13 protein-coding genes and 1 pseudogene are annotated in these 16,627 nt (G+C 47.8%); 7 read left to right on the top strand and 7 right to left on the bottom strand.

Features of this window, described 5'->3' with window-relative positions; translation table 11 throughout:
* Positions 1 to 3 precede the first annotated feature (3 nt).
* Entirely contained in the window at positions 4 to 1,383 is a 1,380-nt protein-coding gene (locus K9N75_RS19350; protein ID WP_224452018.1) for a family 4 glycosyl hydrolase, read from the top strand.
* 32 nt (positions 1,384 to 1,415) lie between these two features.
* Here the strand turns inward: K9N75_RS19350 and K9N75_RS19345 are convergent, their stop codons facing one another.
* Positions 1,416 to 2,126: a MurR/RpiR family transcriptional regulator gene (locus K9N75_RS19345; protein ID WP_008815365.1), complete on the bottom strand. Its 711-nt coding sequence runs from the start codon at positions 2,124 to 2,126 to the stop codon at positions 1,416 to 1,418.
* A 138-nt stretch (positions 2,127 to 2,264) separates the two neighbouring features.
* On the opposite strand from K9N75_RS19345, the gene K9N75_RS19340 reads away from it, so the two are divergent.
* From K9N75_RS19340 to K9N75_RS19325, 4 genes are all read left to right on the top strand, one after another.
* Positions 2,265 to 3,449 carry an MFS transporter gene (locus tag K9N75_RS19340; RefSeq protein WP_224452017.1) on the top strand — a complete coding sequence of 395 codons (1,185 nt, stop codon included), beginning with the start codon at positions 2,265 to 2,267 and terminating at the stop codon, positions 3,447 to 3,449.
* Between the two features lie 226 nt (positions 3,450 to 3,675).
* On the top strand, positions 3,676 to 5,091 hold the full coding sequence (treB, locus tag K9N75_RS19335; RefSeq protein ID WP_004097204.1) for a PTS trehalose transporter subunit IIBC: 1,416 nt from the start codon (positions 3,676 to 3,678) through the stop codon (positions 5,089 to 5,091).
* Positions 5,092 to 5,148: 57 nt separating this feature from the next.
* Positions 5,149 to 6,798 (top strand): alpha,alpha-phosphotrehalase, encoded by a 1,650-nt coding sequence (treC, locus tag K9N75_RS19330; RefSeq protein WP_224452016.1) that lies wholly within the window; start codon positions 5,149 to 5,151, stop codon positions 6,796 to 6,798.
* Positions 6,799 to 6,948: 150 nt separating this feature from the next.
* Positions 6,949 to 7,416, top strand: coding sequence for a NanQ anomerase/TabA/YiaL family protein (locus K9N75_RS19325; RefSeq protein WP_061059495.1), 468 nt, complete (start codon positions 6,949 to 6,951; stop codon positions 7,414 to 7,416).
* Positions 7,417 to 7,488: 72 nt separating this feature from the next.
* On the opposite strand, the gene allS is transcribed toward K9N75_RS19325, so the two are convergent.
* The 5 genes from allS to K9N75_RS19300 all read right to left on the bottom strand — a co-directional run bounded on the left by allS (position 7,489) and on the right by K9N75_RS19300 (position 13,508).
* Positions 7,489 to 8,418 carry an HTH-type transcriptional activator AllS gene (gene allS, locus K9N75_RS19320; RefSeq protein ID WP_061059496.1) on the bottom strand — a complete coding sequence of 310 codons (930 nt, stop codon included), beginning with the start codon at positions 8,416 to 8,418 and terminating at the stop codon, positions 7,489 to 7,491.
* A complete protein-coding gene (locus K9N75_RS19315) occupies positions 8,411 to 9,244 on the bottom strand; it encodes an oxamate carbamoyltransferase subunit AllH family protein (RefSeq protein WP_224452015.1) in 834 nt (277 codons plus the stop codon). Before K9N75_RS19315 ends, allS begins: the two co-directional genes overlap by 8 nt.
* Positions 9,245 to 9,328: 84 nt before the next feature.
* Entirely contained in the window at positions 9,329 to 10,591 is a 1,263-nt protein-coding gene (locus K9N75_RS19310) for a YlbE family protein (protein ID WP_224452014.1), read from the bottom strand.
* Positions 10,592 to 10,601: 10 nt separating this feature from the next.
* A complete protein-coding gene (gene fdrA, locus K9N75_RS19305; protein WP_224452013.1) occupies positions 10,602 to 12,269 on the bottom strand; it encodes an acyl-CoA synthetase FdrA in 1,668 nt (555 codons plus the stop codon).
* 15 nt (positions 12,270 to 12,284) lie between these two features.
* Positions 12,285 to 13,508 carry an MFS transporter gene (locus K9N75_RS19300; RefSeq protein WP_061059500.1) on the bottom strand — a complete coding sequence of 408 codons (1,224 nt, stop codon included), beginning with the start codon at positions 13,506 to 13,508 and terminating at the stop codon, positions 12,285 to 12,287.
* 435 nt (positions 13,509 to 13,943) lie between these two features.
* On the opposite strand from K9N75_RS19300, the pseudogene K9N75_RS19295 reads away from it, so the two are divergent.
* Positions 13,944 to 14,868, top strand: a pseudogene (locus K9N75_RS19295) (carbamate kinase).
* 61 nt (positions 14,869 to 14,929) lie between these two features.
* Here the strand turns inward: K9N75_RS19295 and argF are convergent.
* Complete coding sequence (argF, locus tag K9N75_RS19290; protein ID WP_071603086.1) at positions 14,930 to 15,946, bottom strand: ornithine carbamoyltransferase; 1,017 nt, start codon at positions 15,944 to 15,946, stop codon at positions 14,930 to 14,932.
* A 167-nt stretch (positions 15,947 to 16,113) separates the two neighbouring features.
* Here argF and rraB point away from each other — a divergent pair, with 167 nt between their 5' ends.
* Entirely contained in the window at positions 16,114 to 16,545 is a 432-nt protein-coding gene (gene rraB / locus K9N75_RS19285; protein WP_064572641.1) for a ribonuclease E inhibitor RraB, read from the top strand.
* Positions 16,546 to 16,627: the final 82 nt, after the last annotated feature.

Genomic DNA, 16,627 nt, shown 5'->3' with positions numbered 1-16,627 from the left:
TTTATGAAACTGACTGTATTAGGTGGTGGTGGTGTACGTTCCGCATTTTTGGCAAAATCTTTGGCTTATAATGCGCATCGGATCGGGTTGGAGAAAGTCGTTTTTCTCGATAGTTCAGAAGATAATCTGTCTATCTTTGGTGAGATCGCCCGTTATATTTTTGAAACTATCCGACCAGATATTGAATTTAGCTTAACAACCGATCCGGTGTCTGCGTTGCAGGGGGCTAACTACGTGATTACCACATTACGAGTAGGCGGTGATGAAAGCCGTATTCGTGATGAGCGTATTGCGCTTGACCATAATACATTAGGGCAGGAAACCACGGGCGCGGGCGGTTTTGCGATGGCGATGCGCTCTATTCCTGCGATTTTAGATTACTGCCGGTTAATTGAAGAACACGCGGCTTCTGATGCGATTTTGTTCAACTTCACTAATCCCTCTGGGCTGGTGACAGAGGCCATTATTAAATCCGGTTTTAAACGCCGCGTTTATGGGATTTGTGATGCTCCTTCAGAACTTATTCGTGAACTTCCGGCTATTTTGGACTGTGAGGAAAGTGAATTACAGGTTGAATGCTACGGATTAAATCATTTCTCTTGGTTCACGCATTTCACCGTTCGTGGTGAAGACGTTACTGACCGACTGATTAGCTCTCCGGATCTGTATAGCAAAACGGCGATGCAGTATTTTTCACCAGAACTGGTTCGTTTGTGTGATAAACAACTGCTGAATGAATACTTATATTATTACTATTACAAAGAAGAAGCCTTGCAGGCAATTAAAGACTCCGGTGAAACGAGAGGGGAACAGATTGCCCGTATCAACCATGAAATGCGTCAAGATCTGCGCCGTATCGATGTTAAAACGAATCCTGCCGAAGCCTTTGATATCTGGATGAGACATTATCTGCGCCGCGAAAATAGCTATATGCAAAATGAATCGCAGCAGGAGAAATTCCACACCAGGGAACCTCTGACACTACAACAGTTTATCGAAGAGCCGGACAGTGGTGGTTATGCGGGGGTCGCATTAGATATTCTAGAAGCGGTAAACAGTAACACCACAAAACGAATTGTGGTTTCCATTTCAAACAACGATACGCTGGATTTCCTACAGCCTGATGATGTCATTGAAATTAGCTGTGATCTCAGTAAAGAAGGGTTAAAACCGGTTAAGCCAATTCATGTTCCAACCGCACAGAAAAATATGATTTCCTGTGTGAAAGAATATGAGCGTCTCGCGGTGGAAGCCATTTTAAATCAAGACAGAACGCTGGCGGTCAGAGCGTTAATGGCGCACCCGCTAGTGGGTTCATGGTCATTGGCTGAGAAATTAGTGGCAGCCTATTTACAGGGGGCACAGTTCCAAAACTGGAAATAAAAAAGAAGCAGGGCACTCTGTGGGGGCCCTGCTTATCTTTGGTTAAACCACAGTTTGAGAAGATGCTCAAACCCCAAAATACAATAGCCAAAGAATGGATTTGACCAGTAGATATCATCATCATATTTTTGCGGGTCGTGGATAATAAATGAGATATCGGCGGCCTGTGCCAACGGACTCTCGTGATCGCCAGTAAAGCAGACAAGATCGATGTTTTTTTGCTCTAGAGCCTTCACCCAACTGAGTGCTGATGAACTCCTGCCTGATTTTGAAATAATCCAGACGGAATCAAATTTATTGGCATTCTTTTGTTCTAGAATTTCATAATCTGGCCATAGAGCCAAACTGGCATTGACTCCGGTGACCAGAAATTTATTGTAGATATATTGGGCGATGAGTTGGGAGAAACCGCTGCCGTGGATAAGAACTCTTTCTTTTGCTAACTTCTGCAAAAGAGACTCTAACTTCTCCTGCGGTCGGATATTCATAAAGTTAACGTCATTAGTCACATCGAGTTTAGGCAAAGTAATATTAAATTTTATGAAATAGACCATTTCTAGCCAGCCGTTGAACTTGAGCTTTTTGGCTAGACGCACGAGAGTTGAAGGATTGCTGTAGCATCTCTCGGCCACGCTACGTATACCTTCCTGAATACACTTTTCGGGGTTAGCTTGGATATATTGAAGTACGCCAATTTCAGTATTGTTTAATACTGTGTCGCGAAATATGTTTTTTATATCCATTATATGCTCCTATTGTGTTGGAAAGAGATTAACATAGCTAAATATGAATATCTGGATGCCCAATAGATAAATTTTATATATATATTAGCGCTTGTTGTGAAAACATTAAACGAAAATAAATCAGTGGAATATAAGCACATGGAAAAAAACTTGGCTACACTCGGCTCTACATTTTTTTTATGGGGACTGATCACTGCCATTAACAGCACGCTAGTCTTGTTTTTCTATCACTACTTTAACCTATCGTGGCCTCAGGCCATGTTGATTAATGTCCTTTTTTATGTAGCTCCTTTTGTGACCTGTTTACCCTGTTCTTCGTTGATAGCTTCTCTGGGATATCGATACGTTTTACGAGCTTCATTGAGTCTGGTGATGGGCGGATGCCTTTTGCTGAGTTATGCATTAAGTCAATATTTCCTTTCGCTTTCTATGTGTGCGGTTTTTGTGATTGCAACGGGGGTGGCGGCGTTGCAAGTGGTCGCAAATCCTTACCTCACCCTACTGAGTAAAGAACATAAGCGGGTGGGCAACCTGAGTCTTGCATCGGCAGTTAATTCTTTAGGAACAACATTAGCCCCACTGTGTATTGCTTTCGCTCTACAGTATTCCCCCATTGATTATGTCAGCCACAAAGAACCCATCAGATGGATTTGGCTGGGGCTGGCGATATTCTCTGGCATGCTGATAATGATCACTTTCTTGATCAAAATTCCCGATGTGATGCAACCCAAATCAATAGAGCGGAAGTTTGTCCAACTTTGGCAAAATAAAGGTTTTGTTTTTTCCGCCTGCGCTATATTTACCTATGTAGGTGTTGAGGTCACTTTAGGTACTAATACTATTAGCTATCTCACTTCACTAGGTCAGTGGGATGCGGAAGTCGCTATTTCATTAATCTCTTTTTACTGGGGATGCGCTTTAATTGGCCGTTTTCTCTTTGGTTTTCTTGCCCATAAAGTTAGCCTGCGAAAAGCCTTTTTTACGGTAACTATCACTTCTGCTTTACTCGTGTTTTTAGCAATAGTGTTGAATAACACCATCGGCGGATATTTATTACTGTTGATTGGTTTCGCTAATTCAATTATGTATCCTATTATTTTCAGCCACAGTATGAAGACGGTGCCCCAGCTAGCCAATTTGGCCGCAGGTATTTTAATCATGGCAGGAATTGGCGGCGCCGTTGTGCCTTATCTGCAGGCCATGCTGGTAGAAATTATCGCGCTACGGTTTAGCTTCTTATTGCCGTTTGCACTTTATCTGCTATTGGCATGCTGGGGAGCAAAATATCTAGATTCACAGTCACCTTCAGCGACGGGTGGCTGAAGAATATTTAGCCGGTAGATTGGCTCGATTTTAACGGTGGATTGCGTTCTGTTGCTCCCTTTCCTATTCCCTCACCACAATTCTTGTGATCTCCGCCTAGTTTCGGGAACGTTCCCGTTCCATAGGAAGAGAAGAGTGGCTACGCTTTAAACAGCCAGATGCTTATGGATCGAATGATTGAGATCCGCGTTACTCTTAAACCAGAACGAATCTACAGGTACTCATTATGAGCAAGGTAAAACAAGATCAGGTTGATCGGCTGATTACGTTGGTGGGCGGGCGCGGAAATATCGCCACTGTCAGCCATTGCCTTACCCGATTGCGCTTTGTATTGAACGATCCGGCGTTAGCTTCGCCAAAAAAAATTGAAGAGCTGCCGATGGTGAAAGGTTGTTTCACCAATGCAGGGCAGTTTCAGGTCGTTATCGGCATGGACGTCGGTGATTGGTATCAGGCGTTGATCAGCACCGCACATGTGGATGCGAGCGACAAAGAACAGGCAAAAAAAGCAGCCCGGCAGAATATGAGCTGGTGGGAAATTGCGATCTCTCACTTTGCCGAGATCTTTTTCCCACTGTTACCAGCGCTGATTAGCGGTGGTTTGATTTTGGGATTCCGCAATGTGATCGGTGATATTCCGCTGGTCGATGGGCAACCGCTAACGGCGTTACACCCAGCATGGAAAACGATTTACGATTTCCTGTGGTTATTAGGCGAAGCTATTTTCTTCTATTTACCGGTGGGCGTCTGTTGGTCGACGGTGAAGAAAATGGGTGGTACGCCCATTCTTGGTATCGTTTTGGGGGTCACTTTGGTTTCCCCACAGTTGATGAACTCTTACATGCTAGGCCAGCAGTTGCCCGACGTGTGGAATTTCGGCTGGTTTACCATTGAGAAAGTGGGTTATCAGGCGCAGGTTATTCCCTCTATGCTGGCTGGTTTAGCGCTGGGATGGATTGAAACTCGACTGAAACGTTTAATTCCCGACTACCTCTATCTGGTGGTGGTTCCGGTTACTTCATTGCTGCTGGCGGTATTCTTAGCTCATACCCTGATCGGGCCGTTTGGCCGCATGATTGGCGACGGCGTGGCGTGGTGCGTGAAGTCGGTCATGACGGGCAGTTTTGCCCCAATCGGTGCTGCGCTGTTTGGTTTCTTATATGCGCCGTTGGTGGTTACCGGCGTGCATCAAACGACGTTGGCGATCGATATGCAGATGGTGCAGAGCATGGGCGGAACGCCGGTGTGGCCAATTATCGCACTGTCTAATATTGCGCAGGCTTCTGCAGTATTAGCGATTATTTTTGTTAGTCGCAAAGCCAATGAACGAGAAATCTCTGTGCCAGCCGCTATCTCTGCTTACCTCGGTGTGACCGAACCTGCCATGTACGGTATCAACCTTAAATATCGTTTCCCAATGCTGTGCGCGATGATCGGCGGGGCCTGTGCAGGTCTGATTTGCGGGCTGTTTGGCGTGATGGCTAACGGGATTGGCGTAGGGGGTTTGCCTGGCATTCTGTCTATCCAACCGCGCTTCTGGGGCATCTATGCGGTAGCGATGGTGGTTGCGGTCGTTGTGCCTTTGGTTCTGACTATCTTGGTTTACAAGCGCAAAGAAAAACGCGGCGAGCTGCCGGTATAACGAACTGCTATCTCTTCGTATTTCGTATACGAAGGGTTGAATAATAGGAATATGACGATGAGTGAAACACTTCCGTGGTGGCAAAACGGGGTGATTTATCAAATCTACCCAAAAAGCTTTCAAGACAGTACAGGCACCGGCACTGGCGATCTTAACGGCATTATCAGTCGTCTAGACTATCTTGAAAAACTCGGCGTGAGTGCACTGTGGCTGACGCCGGTATATCCGTCGCCGCAGATTGATAATGGCTATGATGTGGCGGATTACTGCGCGATTAACCCTGATTACGGCACGATGGCTGACTTTGAACGCTTGGTGGAACAGGCTCATCAACGCGGAATGCGGATTGTAATGGATATGGTATTTAACCATACCTCAACGCAGCATCCGTGGTTTGTAGCGGCACAAGACCCAGCGAACGAGAAGCATCACTTTTATATCTGGCGCGATGGTAAAGCGGATGCACTGCCAAATAACTGGCGCTCAAAATTTGGGGGGGATGCTTGGCAATGGTCTGAAAGCGCAGATCAGTATTATCTGCATCTTTTTGCTCCTGAGCAGGCGGACTTGAATTGGGAGCACCCACCGGTACGTGAAGCGCTGAAATCGGTGTGTCATTTCTGGGCTGACAAGGGCGTGGATGGCCTGCGATTAGATGTCATCAATCTGGTTTCCAAGCAGCAAGACTTCCCCGACGATTTACAGGGTGATGGCCGACGCTTTTACACCGATGGCCCAAGAATTCACGAGTTTCTTGGCGAGTTTGGACGCGACGTATTTAAACCGCGTGGGCTTATGACGGTCGGTGAAATGTCGTCAACTCAGCTTGAGCACTGCCAGCGCTATGCGGCGCTAGACGGTAGCGAGCTATCGATGACCTTTAATTTTCACCATCTCAAAGTTGATTATCCCGGTGGGGAGAAATGGACGCTAGCCCGTCCAGATTTTATCGAGCTGAAGAAGATTTTTGCCTATTGGCAGCAGGGAATGCACAACAAAGCGTGGAATGCGCTGTTTTGGTGTAATCACGATCAGCCGCGTATTGTTTCTCGTTTTGGCGACGAAGGCGAGTTGCGCGTGACTGCTGCAAAAATGTTGGCAATGGTTTTACATGGTATGCAGGGAACCCCCTATATTTTTCAGGGCGAAGAGATTGGTATGACCAATCCGGGCTTTACGCGTATTGAGCAGTATCGAGACGTAGAAAGCCTGAATATGTTCCGTGAGCTGAGTGCGCAGGGGCGTGAGAGCGCCGAACTGCTGGCGATTTTAGCGACTAAATCGCGTGACAATAGTCGTACGCCGATGCAGTGGAGCGTGGATAAAAATGCCGGGTTTACTCAGGGTACTCCGTGGATTGAGCCCGCAGGCAACTTCTCCGAAATTAATGCGCAAGCCGCGATGGCGGATAAAAATTCAGTTTATTACTGCTATCAGGCACTCATTGAGCTTCGCAAACAATTGCCTTTGCTGACACATGGCGACTATGTAGATTTGCTGCCGGATCATCCATCATTGTGGTGCTATCGCCGCAGCCATCAGGGGCGTGCATTGTATGTTTTGGCCAACCTCAGTGCTCAGTCGCAGTCATTAACCCTAGAGATGACGCTGCCGAAGGAGGGCTGTATGCTCATGGGCAATTATCCGCAACAGGATGATATTCCAGCACTATTGCAGCCCTATGAAAGTATCTATTGGTTGATGTGATAAAAGTAGTTTCTTGGTCCCCCCTGTGAAGGGGGGTTGTGGGGGGACTACTATAAGCCAAATTGTGGTTAATACCTCGTTTCAGCGGTTTCTCTAGAGATATAATAAAACAATGTTTCAAAATAATTTAATTATAACATTGAGGAATTTATGATCACCGGGAATGTTAACCATTTAGCACTACTGCCTTATCTACCTGCAAAGTTAAAGCAGGCTATTCAGTATGTTATGGAAAATATCAACGTCGATTCGGCGTTAGGCCGATTTGATATTGATGGTGAAAACCAGTTTGTGATGGTTTTTAATGATTCAACCTCTCCGGCGGAAGAACGTCGTCAGGAATATCATGGACGCTATTTAGATATTCAGATTGTGCTCGCCGGACAGGAAAAAATGACCTTTAGCAATTTGGCTGCTCCCGAGGGGCAGGGGGAATGGCTAGAGGGGAGCGACATTGCGTTTCTACCGCTCGACCAGCAGGGGCTTGAAGAGAAAAGTATTATCATGAACCCAGGCGATTTTGTGGTGTTCTATCCTGGAGAGTTGCATAAGCCGATGTGCTCATCAGGCGACAATGCGCCAGTCAAGAAGGCAGTCGTGAAGATTTTGGTTAACTGATTTGGTTAAGCAGATTGGTGATTCATCGCAACCAGAGCAGTGGTTGCGATGATTAATTTTATAAAAACGCCACTATAGCAGTGTGTATTTGTCGATATTGGCAAGAAAACCACGTATTCGCTCATCCCCATACTTAAATAATGAAACAATTTCCTGTACCGCTTTACCGTTACGGTCTTTACTCCATGCCAGAGATAAAGGTGAGGGTTGGCGTTTGTTTTCGACATCTCGCGTCAGCAATTGCCCCCGTTCAATGAACGGTTGGCAAATATTTTTTGGTAAAAACCCCACTCCAAGGCCATCTAGGTGGCATTCGAGTTTGGTCTGCATATCTGGAACTTTAATCTCTTTTTGTCCCGGCAACAGCCAAGCAACTCGCTTCGTTAAATTTCGCGAAGTGTCTTCGATATTAATGGCGGGGTATGCGCGCAAGAGTGTATTCGTTAAAGGGCTTGAGCTTGCTGCTAATGGATGGTGGGGGGCGAGTACAAAGACCCAGCTCACTTCGCCAAATGGCAGGGTGCGTATTGAGTTGGAGAGGGATTCAGAGCCTGTTACACCAATGGCTAGCTGGAAATCATCGTAGAGCATAGCATCCCAGACGCCCATATAAACCTGACGCGAAAGTTGGAATTGGGTGAAAGGAAAACGCTGATTTAGCCATGTCAGCAGTTTTGCCGCTGATGACGCATTATAGAGCAGATTATTGACCACGATATTAACCTGTCGTTCGACGCCGTCGTTAACCTGACTTAGTTCGTCGGGCATCGCGTCGATCCAACTTAACCATTGGTGGCAACGTTCAAGTAAATGCGTTCCCGCAGGCGTAAGACTGACGGTTCGCGTGGTGCGCAGAAATAGCTGCGTTCCCAGACTTTCCTCTAGCGTTTTAATGCGATAGCTGATGGCTGCAGGTGTTTTATGTAGGCATTCCGCAGCTTTAGAGAAGCTACGTGTTTCAGCCACCCGAATAAAAGTGCGGAGCGTTTCTTGATCAAACATTATATTCGCCCCTCCGTTGATGAGCATGTTGCCAGCGCAGAGTGAGATCCATTCCCAACAAGGTGTCTGCTCCCGAAGTATGTCCATGATGCAGCATGCTTTCAAGTGAGTGTGCTATACCCTGTGAGCCACATGCGAGTCGACGTAGAAGCGTGTGTAGTGTGGTGCTGAAATAACCGAGTTTTGCATAGTAAAGATAGCTGGCGCTGACGCTTGTGGTTAATGCTGTCAACTGACTTTCGGTTGGAAGGAGCGAAGATAACTGAGCGGTGTGATACGTGGCGTATAGAACGGCCATCATACCTACCAACATGTCGTCACCGCTGGGGGTTAAGCCAGGACCTAAGCCAATCATAGAACGCCAATCTGGGGTGAGACCTTGTGCCCAGCGAGAAAGCTGTGTTTCGAAAATCTTGAGATAGGGTGACGGTGAGTGAGGTGTCTGACTGAGCGGCCCACACAGTCCAGTCTCCTTGTCATAACGCGCCAGATATTGCCCAAGAAGCTGCGGCGCTATCTGTAGCGTATCTGACATGCGTAAACAGAGCGTACGCCGTGGTTTGAGTAATTGAAAATAGGGAGTATGCAAACCACCGTTCATGGCTGTCAGGCGGGTTTCGGGTTCCAAAAAATGGGCGAGCTGGTCAAAGTCAGCGCGGCGTATCAGCCATCCCATCGGGCTGATACCCTGTCCATAGCGGTGTAGTGTTAATAATTGATGTGATGCATTACGTAGATTGATAGCGTGATTAAACCGATTTTCACATACCCAAACGCCACTTATTGGCGGTAGGCAATCGCTGGCGGCTAAAGGAGAGCAAATCATTATCCGTTCTCCTATTGGTTTGAGGGAAAGCGTCTGCGGTTAGGCAGACGCCTAAGTTATGTGTGAAACGTTTGGTGCGAACGGCTATGCGTGAATATTCATTGCTTCAGCCAGCGCTTCTAGCGCTTGTTCAAAACAAGGTAACGGTGCCCGAACGGTACCTGCACCGACCTGACCAATGCCTGCTTCGCGATGGGCAATACCGGTATTGATGAGCGGAGTGATCCCTGTTTCGACGACGCGGCGAATATCTAGACCTAAGCACGCGCCTTGGAAATTCCATGATGGAATTTGCAGCAGCGGATTATGCTGTAAATAGATCTCGCTCATTTCTTCAGAGGTTTCTTGCGCTGCATCCATGCCACCAGCGCCGACAAAACGCGTGACGCCTGGTGCAGCAATCATCGCTGCACCGCCGATGCCAAAGGTTTCAGTGATGGCGCTATCGCCGATATCCGGGTTAGCGTCATCTTGGCTAAAGCCGGTGAAGAACAGCCCTTGAGGCGTATTGACCGGCGCCGTAAACCAACGATCGCCCAGCCCACTTACGCGAATGCCGAAGTCTCGGCCATTGCGCGTCATCGCTGTCACAATGGAACCCGCTTTGATTTCCGCGGCGGCATCCATCACTGCTTTGCAATAAGCCATAGCGAGATTCAAGAAGAACTGGTCGGTTACGCTAAGGAACTGTAAGACCTCACCCAGCCGTGCTTTATCGTCGTTTTGTAGCGCAATTTTAGGCGCCAGCGTGCGCATCAGCAGCGCAGAGGCGGCAATGTTACGCTGATGGAATTCATCTCCCATCGTGATGGCCTGCGCCATCAGCGCACTGAGATCGATGCCGTTTTCGGTTTCACTCAGCGCCTGTTGCAACACCGGAGCTAAAGTATCGCGCATCCAACGTAGGCGGTGTTGAACGTCTTCGCCATAGGCCCCGAAACGCATCACCTTGCCAATGCCTTCATTCAAATTACAGTAGGCACTGTTGCCATGTGTATGATTCTTGACTTCAAGCACTGGCATATTGGCGGAGGTAATCCCTCCCATTGGGCCGACGGCGTTAACATGATGGCAAGGGATAAACGTTACCCCTCCTGCTTCAAGCAGAGCATGAGCTTGCTGTTCATTCTGAGCCCAGCCTTCATAGAGGCATGCACCGAGGCATGCTCCACGCATCGGCCCCGTCATATCCTGCCATTCAATCGGTGGTCCGGCGTGCAGTAAGGTTTTCCCCTGACGTAAAGCTGGAATAACGTCTTTCGCCAAATGAACACCGGTCCAGAATGGGCGGGCTTCTTTAATGCGTGCCACGATCGCCTCATTGGCGTGCGTAATAGATGAGTACATAGCAGACCTCTTAATGTAGTTGTTTTAGCAAACTGGCTAAATGAGCGTTGCCGCCCGCGATGGGGGCCCATTGGTAATGCACCACAGGGCAGCCGGTGCTTTGTAAATCCTGAGCAAAGCTGCGCAGGCCTGCGTTGATGACTTTGACGCCATCCAGCAGTGGAGCACGGGAGTAATGAGGTGTCTCTGGTGCGCGGACGATCAGATGGTGAGCCAATAACACGGCTTCCTGTAGCGTGTTCATCACGACAATATCGCCGTTGATGAGCGTGTCGATCTGCTCAGCGCGCGGCTGAGGATCTTGCTGAGTTCCGGTAACCGTTGCGATGACGACTAATGGATTTTCAGCGCCGCGTGCTGCGCGTACTTTGTTTACTGCTTCCAGAACTGCGCTGGCAGGATCGGCGCATGCACCATAGCCCAGCACAACGTCGACCATCAGCACACCAATTTCTGGCTGGTGGGCAATCTTTTGGATCTCAAGCGAGCGGCTAGTTGGGTCGATCATTGGGTGTGGACGTCCAACGGTGTAAGCATCATCACCCAAGTCGATGAGGGTATGTCCTTGGGCGTGCAGCATAATGCCGCGCTCGTGCTTGCTATCGGCAGTGACGTTAATCTGCTCTGCCAACAACATCGCGGCTTCCGCCGCCAGTGTGCCACCAGCATAGAGACCAAGGATTTTCTTACCTACCACGCTAGACTGGGCGGCGGCGATTTCCTCAACGCTGGCCAGCATAACGGCAAGGTGAGCAGCTTCCGCTAATGAGCTGGCTAGCCAAACATTCCCTTCGTGTTTATGTTCAGGTTTACTACCTAAAAAGAGCGCGACTACTGGCTTTGCCACGGCTTGCATGGCGTTAATTACCTGCTTACGCACACTTTCCGCTGGAGGTTTGGATACAAAGGCGAGTACTTTGCTCTGTTCATCTCCTGCAAGGATCTCTAGCGCGCTTAGCGCACTGATACCGCCAATCGCTTCGCTGAGATCGCGGCCGCCAAGGCCCAGTGCATGTGTTACCCCATGACCGAGCAATGCGATTTGTGACGTGAGCTCTTGAATGCCCGTGCCGGATGCGCCAATTACCCCGATAGATCCTTTAGGCAGAACGTTAGCGAAGGCTAAAGGTGCGCCTGCCACCATGGTGGTACCGCAGTCGGGCCCCATCACCAGCAACCCTTTTTCCCGAGCGGTTTGCTTAAGTGCGAGCTCTTGTTCAACCGGCACGTTATCGGAGAACAACATAACGTTTTTGCCGTTTTCTAACCCTTGACGGGCTAGGTCGTTAGCGTATTCCCCCGCGACGGAGATGAGTAACAGATTGGCATCAGGAAGCTTTTGCAGCGCAGTTTCCCAACGACGAACCTTTTGCAAGTGCTGCCCACTGGCTTGTCCTTGAGCGATAGCGCTCAACTCAGTTTCCAACTGTCGGCTGATGAGCTGGGCAATATCAGGAACCTCTACGTGAGTCCGTATTGCTACGCAGATATCGTTTGGTGTGGCGCTGGCAAAACTGTCATGCCAGAAGCCCGTCGTCTCTAGCAGTGATTTGTTCGCTGGAGTGCCCATCATGACGGAAACCTCATCGACCTGAGGTGATTCACTGAGCTTACGTGATATCAGCATCAGACTGACGGAGTCCTGAAAACTGCCTTTTTTTACAGATGCATAAATCATTTTAATTCCCTCGGATTATTTCTTTTCTTTCAGGAACAACATGCCGCACAGGCCAATGACCAAGAGGGCTGCTGATACGTAGAAACTGGAGGCTAAACTGCCGGTGAGATCGCGAGCCGCACCGGCGATGATCGGCGCCAAAATAGAGGAGCTCATGCCGATAAAGTTGAATAAACCGAAGGCGGTGCTGTAGTTATTTTCGTCTACGCTATCGGCAACTAAAGCCACCAGAACTGGGTCGAGTGCGAGCTTGCCAACCAAACCATAGATACATAGCGCCGTAATAACGCCACCCATGGTGGGCATCCAAACAATTGAGAGCATGCTCAGAATGGCGAGTGGAACCAGAATTAAAATGAGTGGTTTACGCTTGCCTAAACGGTCTGAAATGGTTGAGAACATCAGGGCGCCAGGAATCGAAATCCATGCCACCAAAGACGAGATAAAGCCGGTTTCACTGCCAGGGATCCCGCGTTCACTTTGGAGGTAATAGGGCAGCCATGTCAGAATAACGAAGAAGCCAAACAGGCTACAAAACACCATCAGATAGACCAACAGCAGGTTGCGGTTTTTCAGTAAATCACTGAATTTGCCTTTTTTAACCGCGACGCCATCGGCGGTGACAGCACTGCGTTTCTTTTCTTTAACGAAAAACCAAATAGCTAAGCCGGTTAGGATGCTTGGCACGGCCATCGCGTAAAACGGCATTCTCCAACTGTGCCCCTGATCGTATACAAGCCAGCTTGATGACATCAGTCCAAGAGCAATACCGAATGCCATACCGCTGTTAATGATGGCGCTGCCCAGAGAACGATATTTCTTAGGAATTTGTTCAGAAGATAAACCATATTGAGGGCCGTAATAAGTCCCTTCTCCAGCACCAGTAACGACGCGAGAAAATAGTAGCGTCGTCCAAGTTTTCGCCCATCCGGTGACGGCGGTGAAAATGCCAAATAATAAAAAACCAGGGACTAATACTTTTTTCTTACCGATTTTATCGCCTAGAATTCCTGCTGGGACTTGCAGTAGTGCATAGGAAAAATAAAAAACTGAATTAAGTATTCCTAATTGCGTTCCATTTAATCCAAACTCTTTCTGTAGTTCTCCCATCACTGGGTTCAATACTGTACGGTCTGCATACATAAATATCCAGCCGAGCCAGAATAAAAATACAGTTACCCACCAAGCTGGTATACCTGTTTTTTGCGGTGAGCCCGCATGCTCTATCGATTGTGACATAAGATACTCCCCTGAATACCCAGCACTTCTAGCATTTGGAGCGTTAGCTGTTCTGCTCATCCCTATCACTGATTCAATCGGTGGTGCTGGACGTCAAAAATGCTACCGTCCCAAATATTGAAATTATTGGGCATAGCTATAATGAAAAATGGTTCGTGCCAAATCGCTATGACGGTAAGCTATAATAATCGTAAGGGGATTCTGGTGAGATAAATCACATTTGATCTATTGTAAGGTAAGTTTTCTTATTTGAAGGCTTATTAGTAAAAAAAATTAAAAAATCTATTATTCAATTTTATTTAATTAAATGGCGGCGTGGCATTCTGATTATAAAAAAATAATAGACTGTATTTTAAATGTAGCAACCATCACATTTTATATTTTAAATAAACTTATTTTTACCCCAACAAATTAACGCTTTTTATGGGGAATAAAATGAAACCAACCGTTGTTATCGCGCTGGGAGGAAACGCTATTTTGCAGCGTGGAGAAACTCTTTCGGCCCAAAATCAGTACAAAAATATTACTCAGGTGGCAGAGGTAGTTGCTGGTCTGGTCAAAAATTATCGAGTGGTGATTGTGCATGGTAATGGCCCACAGGTAGGCTTACTTGCGTTGCAAGGGGCCTTGGATCAGCAAACGCCTGCGTATCCGCTGGATATTCTCGTGGCTGAAACTCAGGGAATGTTGGGGTATATGATTGCTCAAACGCTGGAGCAAAAAGAGAGTATTCCACAGGTGGTTACTCTTTTGACACGCATTCAAGTGGAGGCAGATGACCCCGCGTTCCAGCATCCGAGTAAATTTATTGGCCCTGTATACCTCCCCCGATCAGCAACATGAGCCAGAGGCGCGTTATGGCTGGACGATGAAAGCGGATGGTCAATATTTTCGCCGTGTTGTGGCCTCGCCTAAGCCGAGGAAGGTGGTAGAGCTTGCCTCCATTAAGTGCTTGCTAGATAGCGATCATATTGTAGTTTGTGCTGGGGGCGGTGGAATGCCGGTGATTGCGAATCAACATGGCTATTGTGGCGTTGAAGCAGTTATCGATAAGGATTTATCCGCTTCTTTACTAGCCCAAGAGCTGCAAGCTGAATATTTAATGATTTTAACCGACGCAGATGCGGTCTATCAGGATTGGGGGACGCCGCAGGCTAGAGCTTTGCGTGATGTTACGCCTGAAATATTGCGTCCTTTTGCCGCACCTGATGGTGCCATGGGGCCAAAGGCGGAGGCCGTCATTGAGTTTGTCGAACAAACCGGCGGAACGGCATTCATTGGCGCGTTATCCGATGCCGAAGCAATTTTACGCCGAGAAAAAGGCACTTGTATTAGGCCTGAAGTCGTGACCGCGATTTAAAATAAAATTAGCGCGCCGATGAATATCAGGCGCGCTGATTTGTTGGTGAGTAGAGTTGTAATTAGAGTTTACCCAACGTCGCCACCATTACGGCTTTAATGGTATGCATGCGATTTTCTGCTTCGTCGAACACAATGCTATGTTCAGATTCGAATACTTCGTCGGTGACTTCCATTCCGCCGTGTAAGCCGTATTGTTCCGCCATTTGTTTGCCGACGGCCGTTTGATCGTCATGAAATGCAGGTAAGCAGTGCAGGAATTTGACCTGTGGATTACCCGTTAGCTTAATCACGTTCATGTTGACTTGATACGGCAGTAGCTGCGCGATACGTTCTTTCCACACTTCTTTCGGTTCTCCCATAGAAACCCAAACGTCGGTATACAGGAAATCGGCATCTTTCACGCCTTCGGCGAGATCTTCAGTAAGAACGAGCTTGGCTCCAGTTTTATCGGCAATAGCTTGGCACTGAGCTACCAGCTCCGCTTCCGGCCAGCAGGCTTTTGGGGCCACTAAACGTAGCTCCATTCCCATCAGAGCGGCCCCCTCCAGCAGAGAATTACCCATGTTGTTACGTGCATCGCCCAAATACGCGAGTTTTACCTGCGATAGTGGCTTGTTTGGCATATGCTCCTGAATTGTAAGCAGATCGGCCAAAATTTGGGTTGGATGGAATTCGTCGGTAAGCCCGTTCCAAATCGGTACTCCGGCATACTGAGCCAGCGTTTCGACCACCTCTTGCCCCCACCCACGGTATTGAATAGCGTCGTACATTCTGCCCAGAACTCGTGCGCTGTCTTTAATGGATTCTTTATGGCCAATCTGGCTGCCGTTGGAGCCTAAATAGGTCACGTTGGCTCCTTGGTCATAAGCGGCAACTTCGAAAGAGCAACGGGTTCGGGTGGAGTCTTTTTCGAAGATGAGCGCGATATTCTTACCTTTCAGCGTCTGCGGTTCATTGCCTGCCTTTTTAGCCTGCTTTAACTCAGCGGCTAAAGTGAGTAGGTATGCGATATCCGCAGGAGTGAAATCTAATAGTCTAAGAAAGTGATGCTGATATAGCTGACTCATAGTGCCCATCCCCAGTTGTGTTTTTATTGTGCTTGATGAATTAATATTCACATTAAGTGTATTAAAATTCAAAATCAACCCCCAGTCAGATAAATATTCACGTTTCTTATGGAGGCGCAGCCGTGGCTGTGGGAGAATGAAACTAGCGCGATTGCACACAGATTGAGGACAAAGACATGGCAAACCCTGAGCTATTAGAAGAACAACGTGAAGAAACTCGCCTGATCATTGAAGAACTGCTGGATGACGGTAGCGATCCGGACGCGTTATACACTATTGAACACCACCTTTCGGCGGATAACTTCGAGCTGTTAGAGAAAGCGGCGGTTGAAGCTTTCAAACTGGGTTATGAAGTGACGGATGCCGAAGAACTGGAAGTTGAAGACGGTACATTGTTGATGTGCTGTGATGTGATCAGCGAAGTCGGTCTGAATGCGGAAGTTATCGACACTCAGGTTGAACAGCTGATGAACCTAGCCGAAAAAATGAACGTGAATTACGACGGCTGGGGTACCTACTTCGAAGATCCAAATGGTGAAGAAGGCGACGAAGATGACGAAGACGACGCGGAAGGCGTTGATGAAGATGATAACGGCATTCGCCATTAATCTTTAACTTCTCATTGAGAACAGTGGATCCGGTGTCAGTAATGGCACCGGATTTTTTTTGCGTATTTTTTTGGTTAGTTTT

This window comes from Hafnia paralvei (genome assembly GCF_020150375.1).
In the GTDB taxonomy this organism is placed as follows: Bacteria; Pseudomonadota; Gammaproteobacteria; order Enterobacterales; family Enterobacteriaceae; genus Hafnia; species Hafnia paralvei.
Note: the sequence above shows the minus strand (reverse complement) of the source record. Positions and strands in the feature narration are given on the sequence as shown.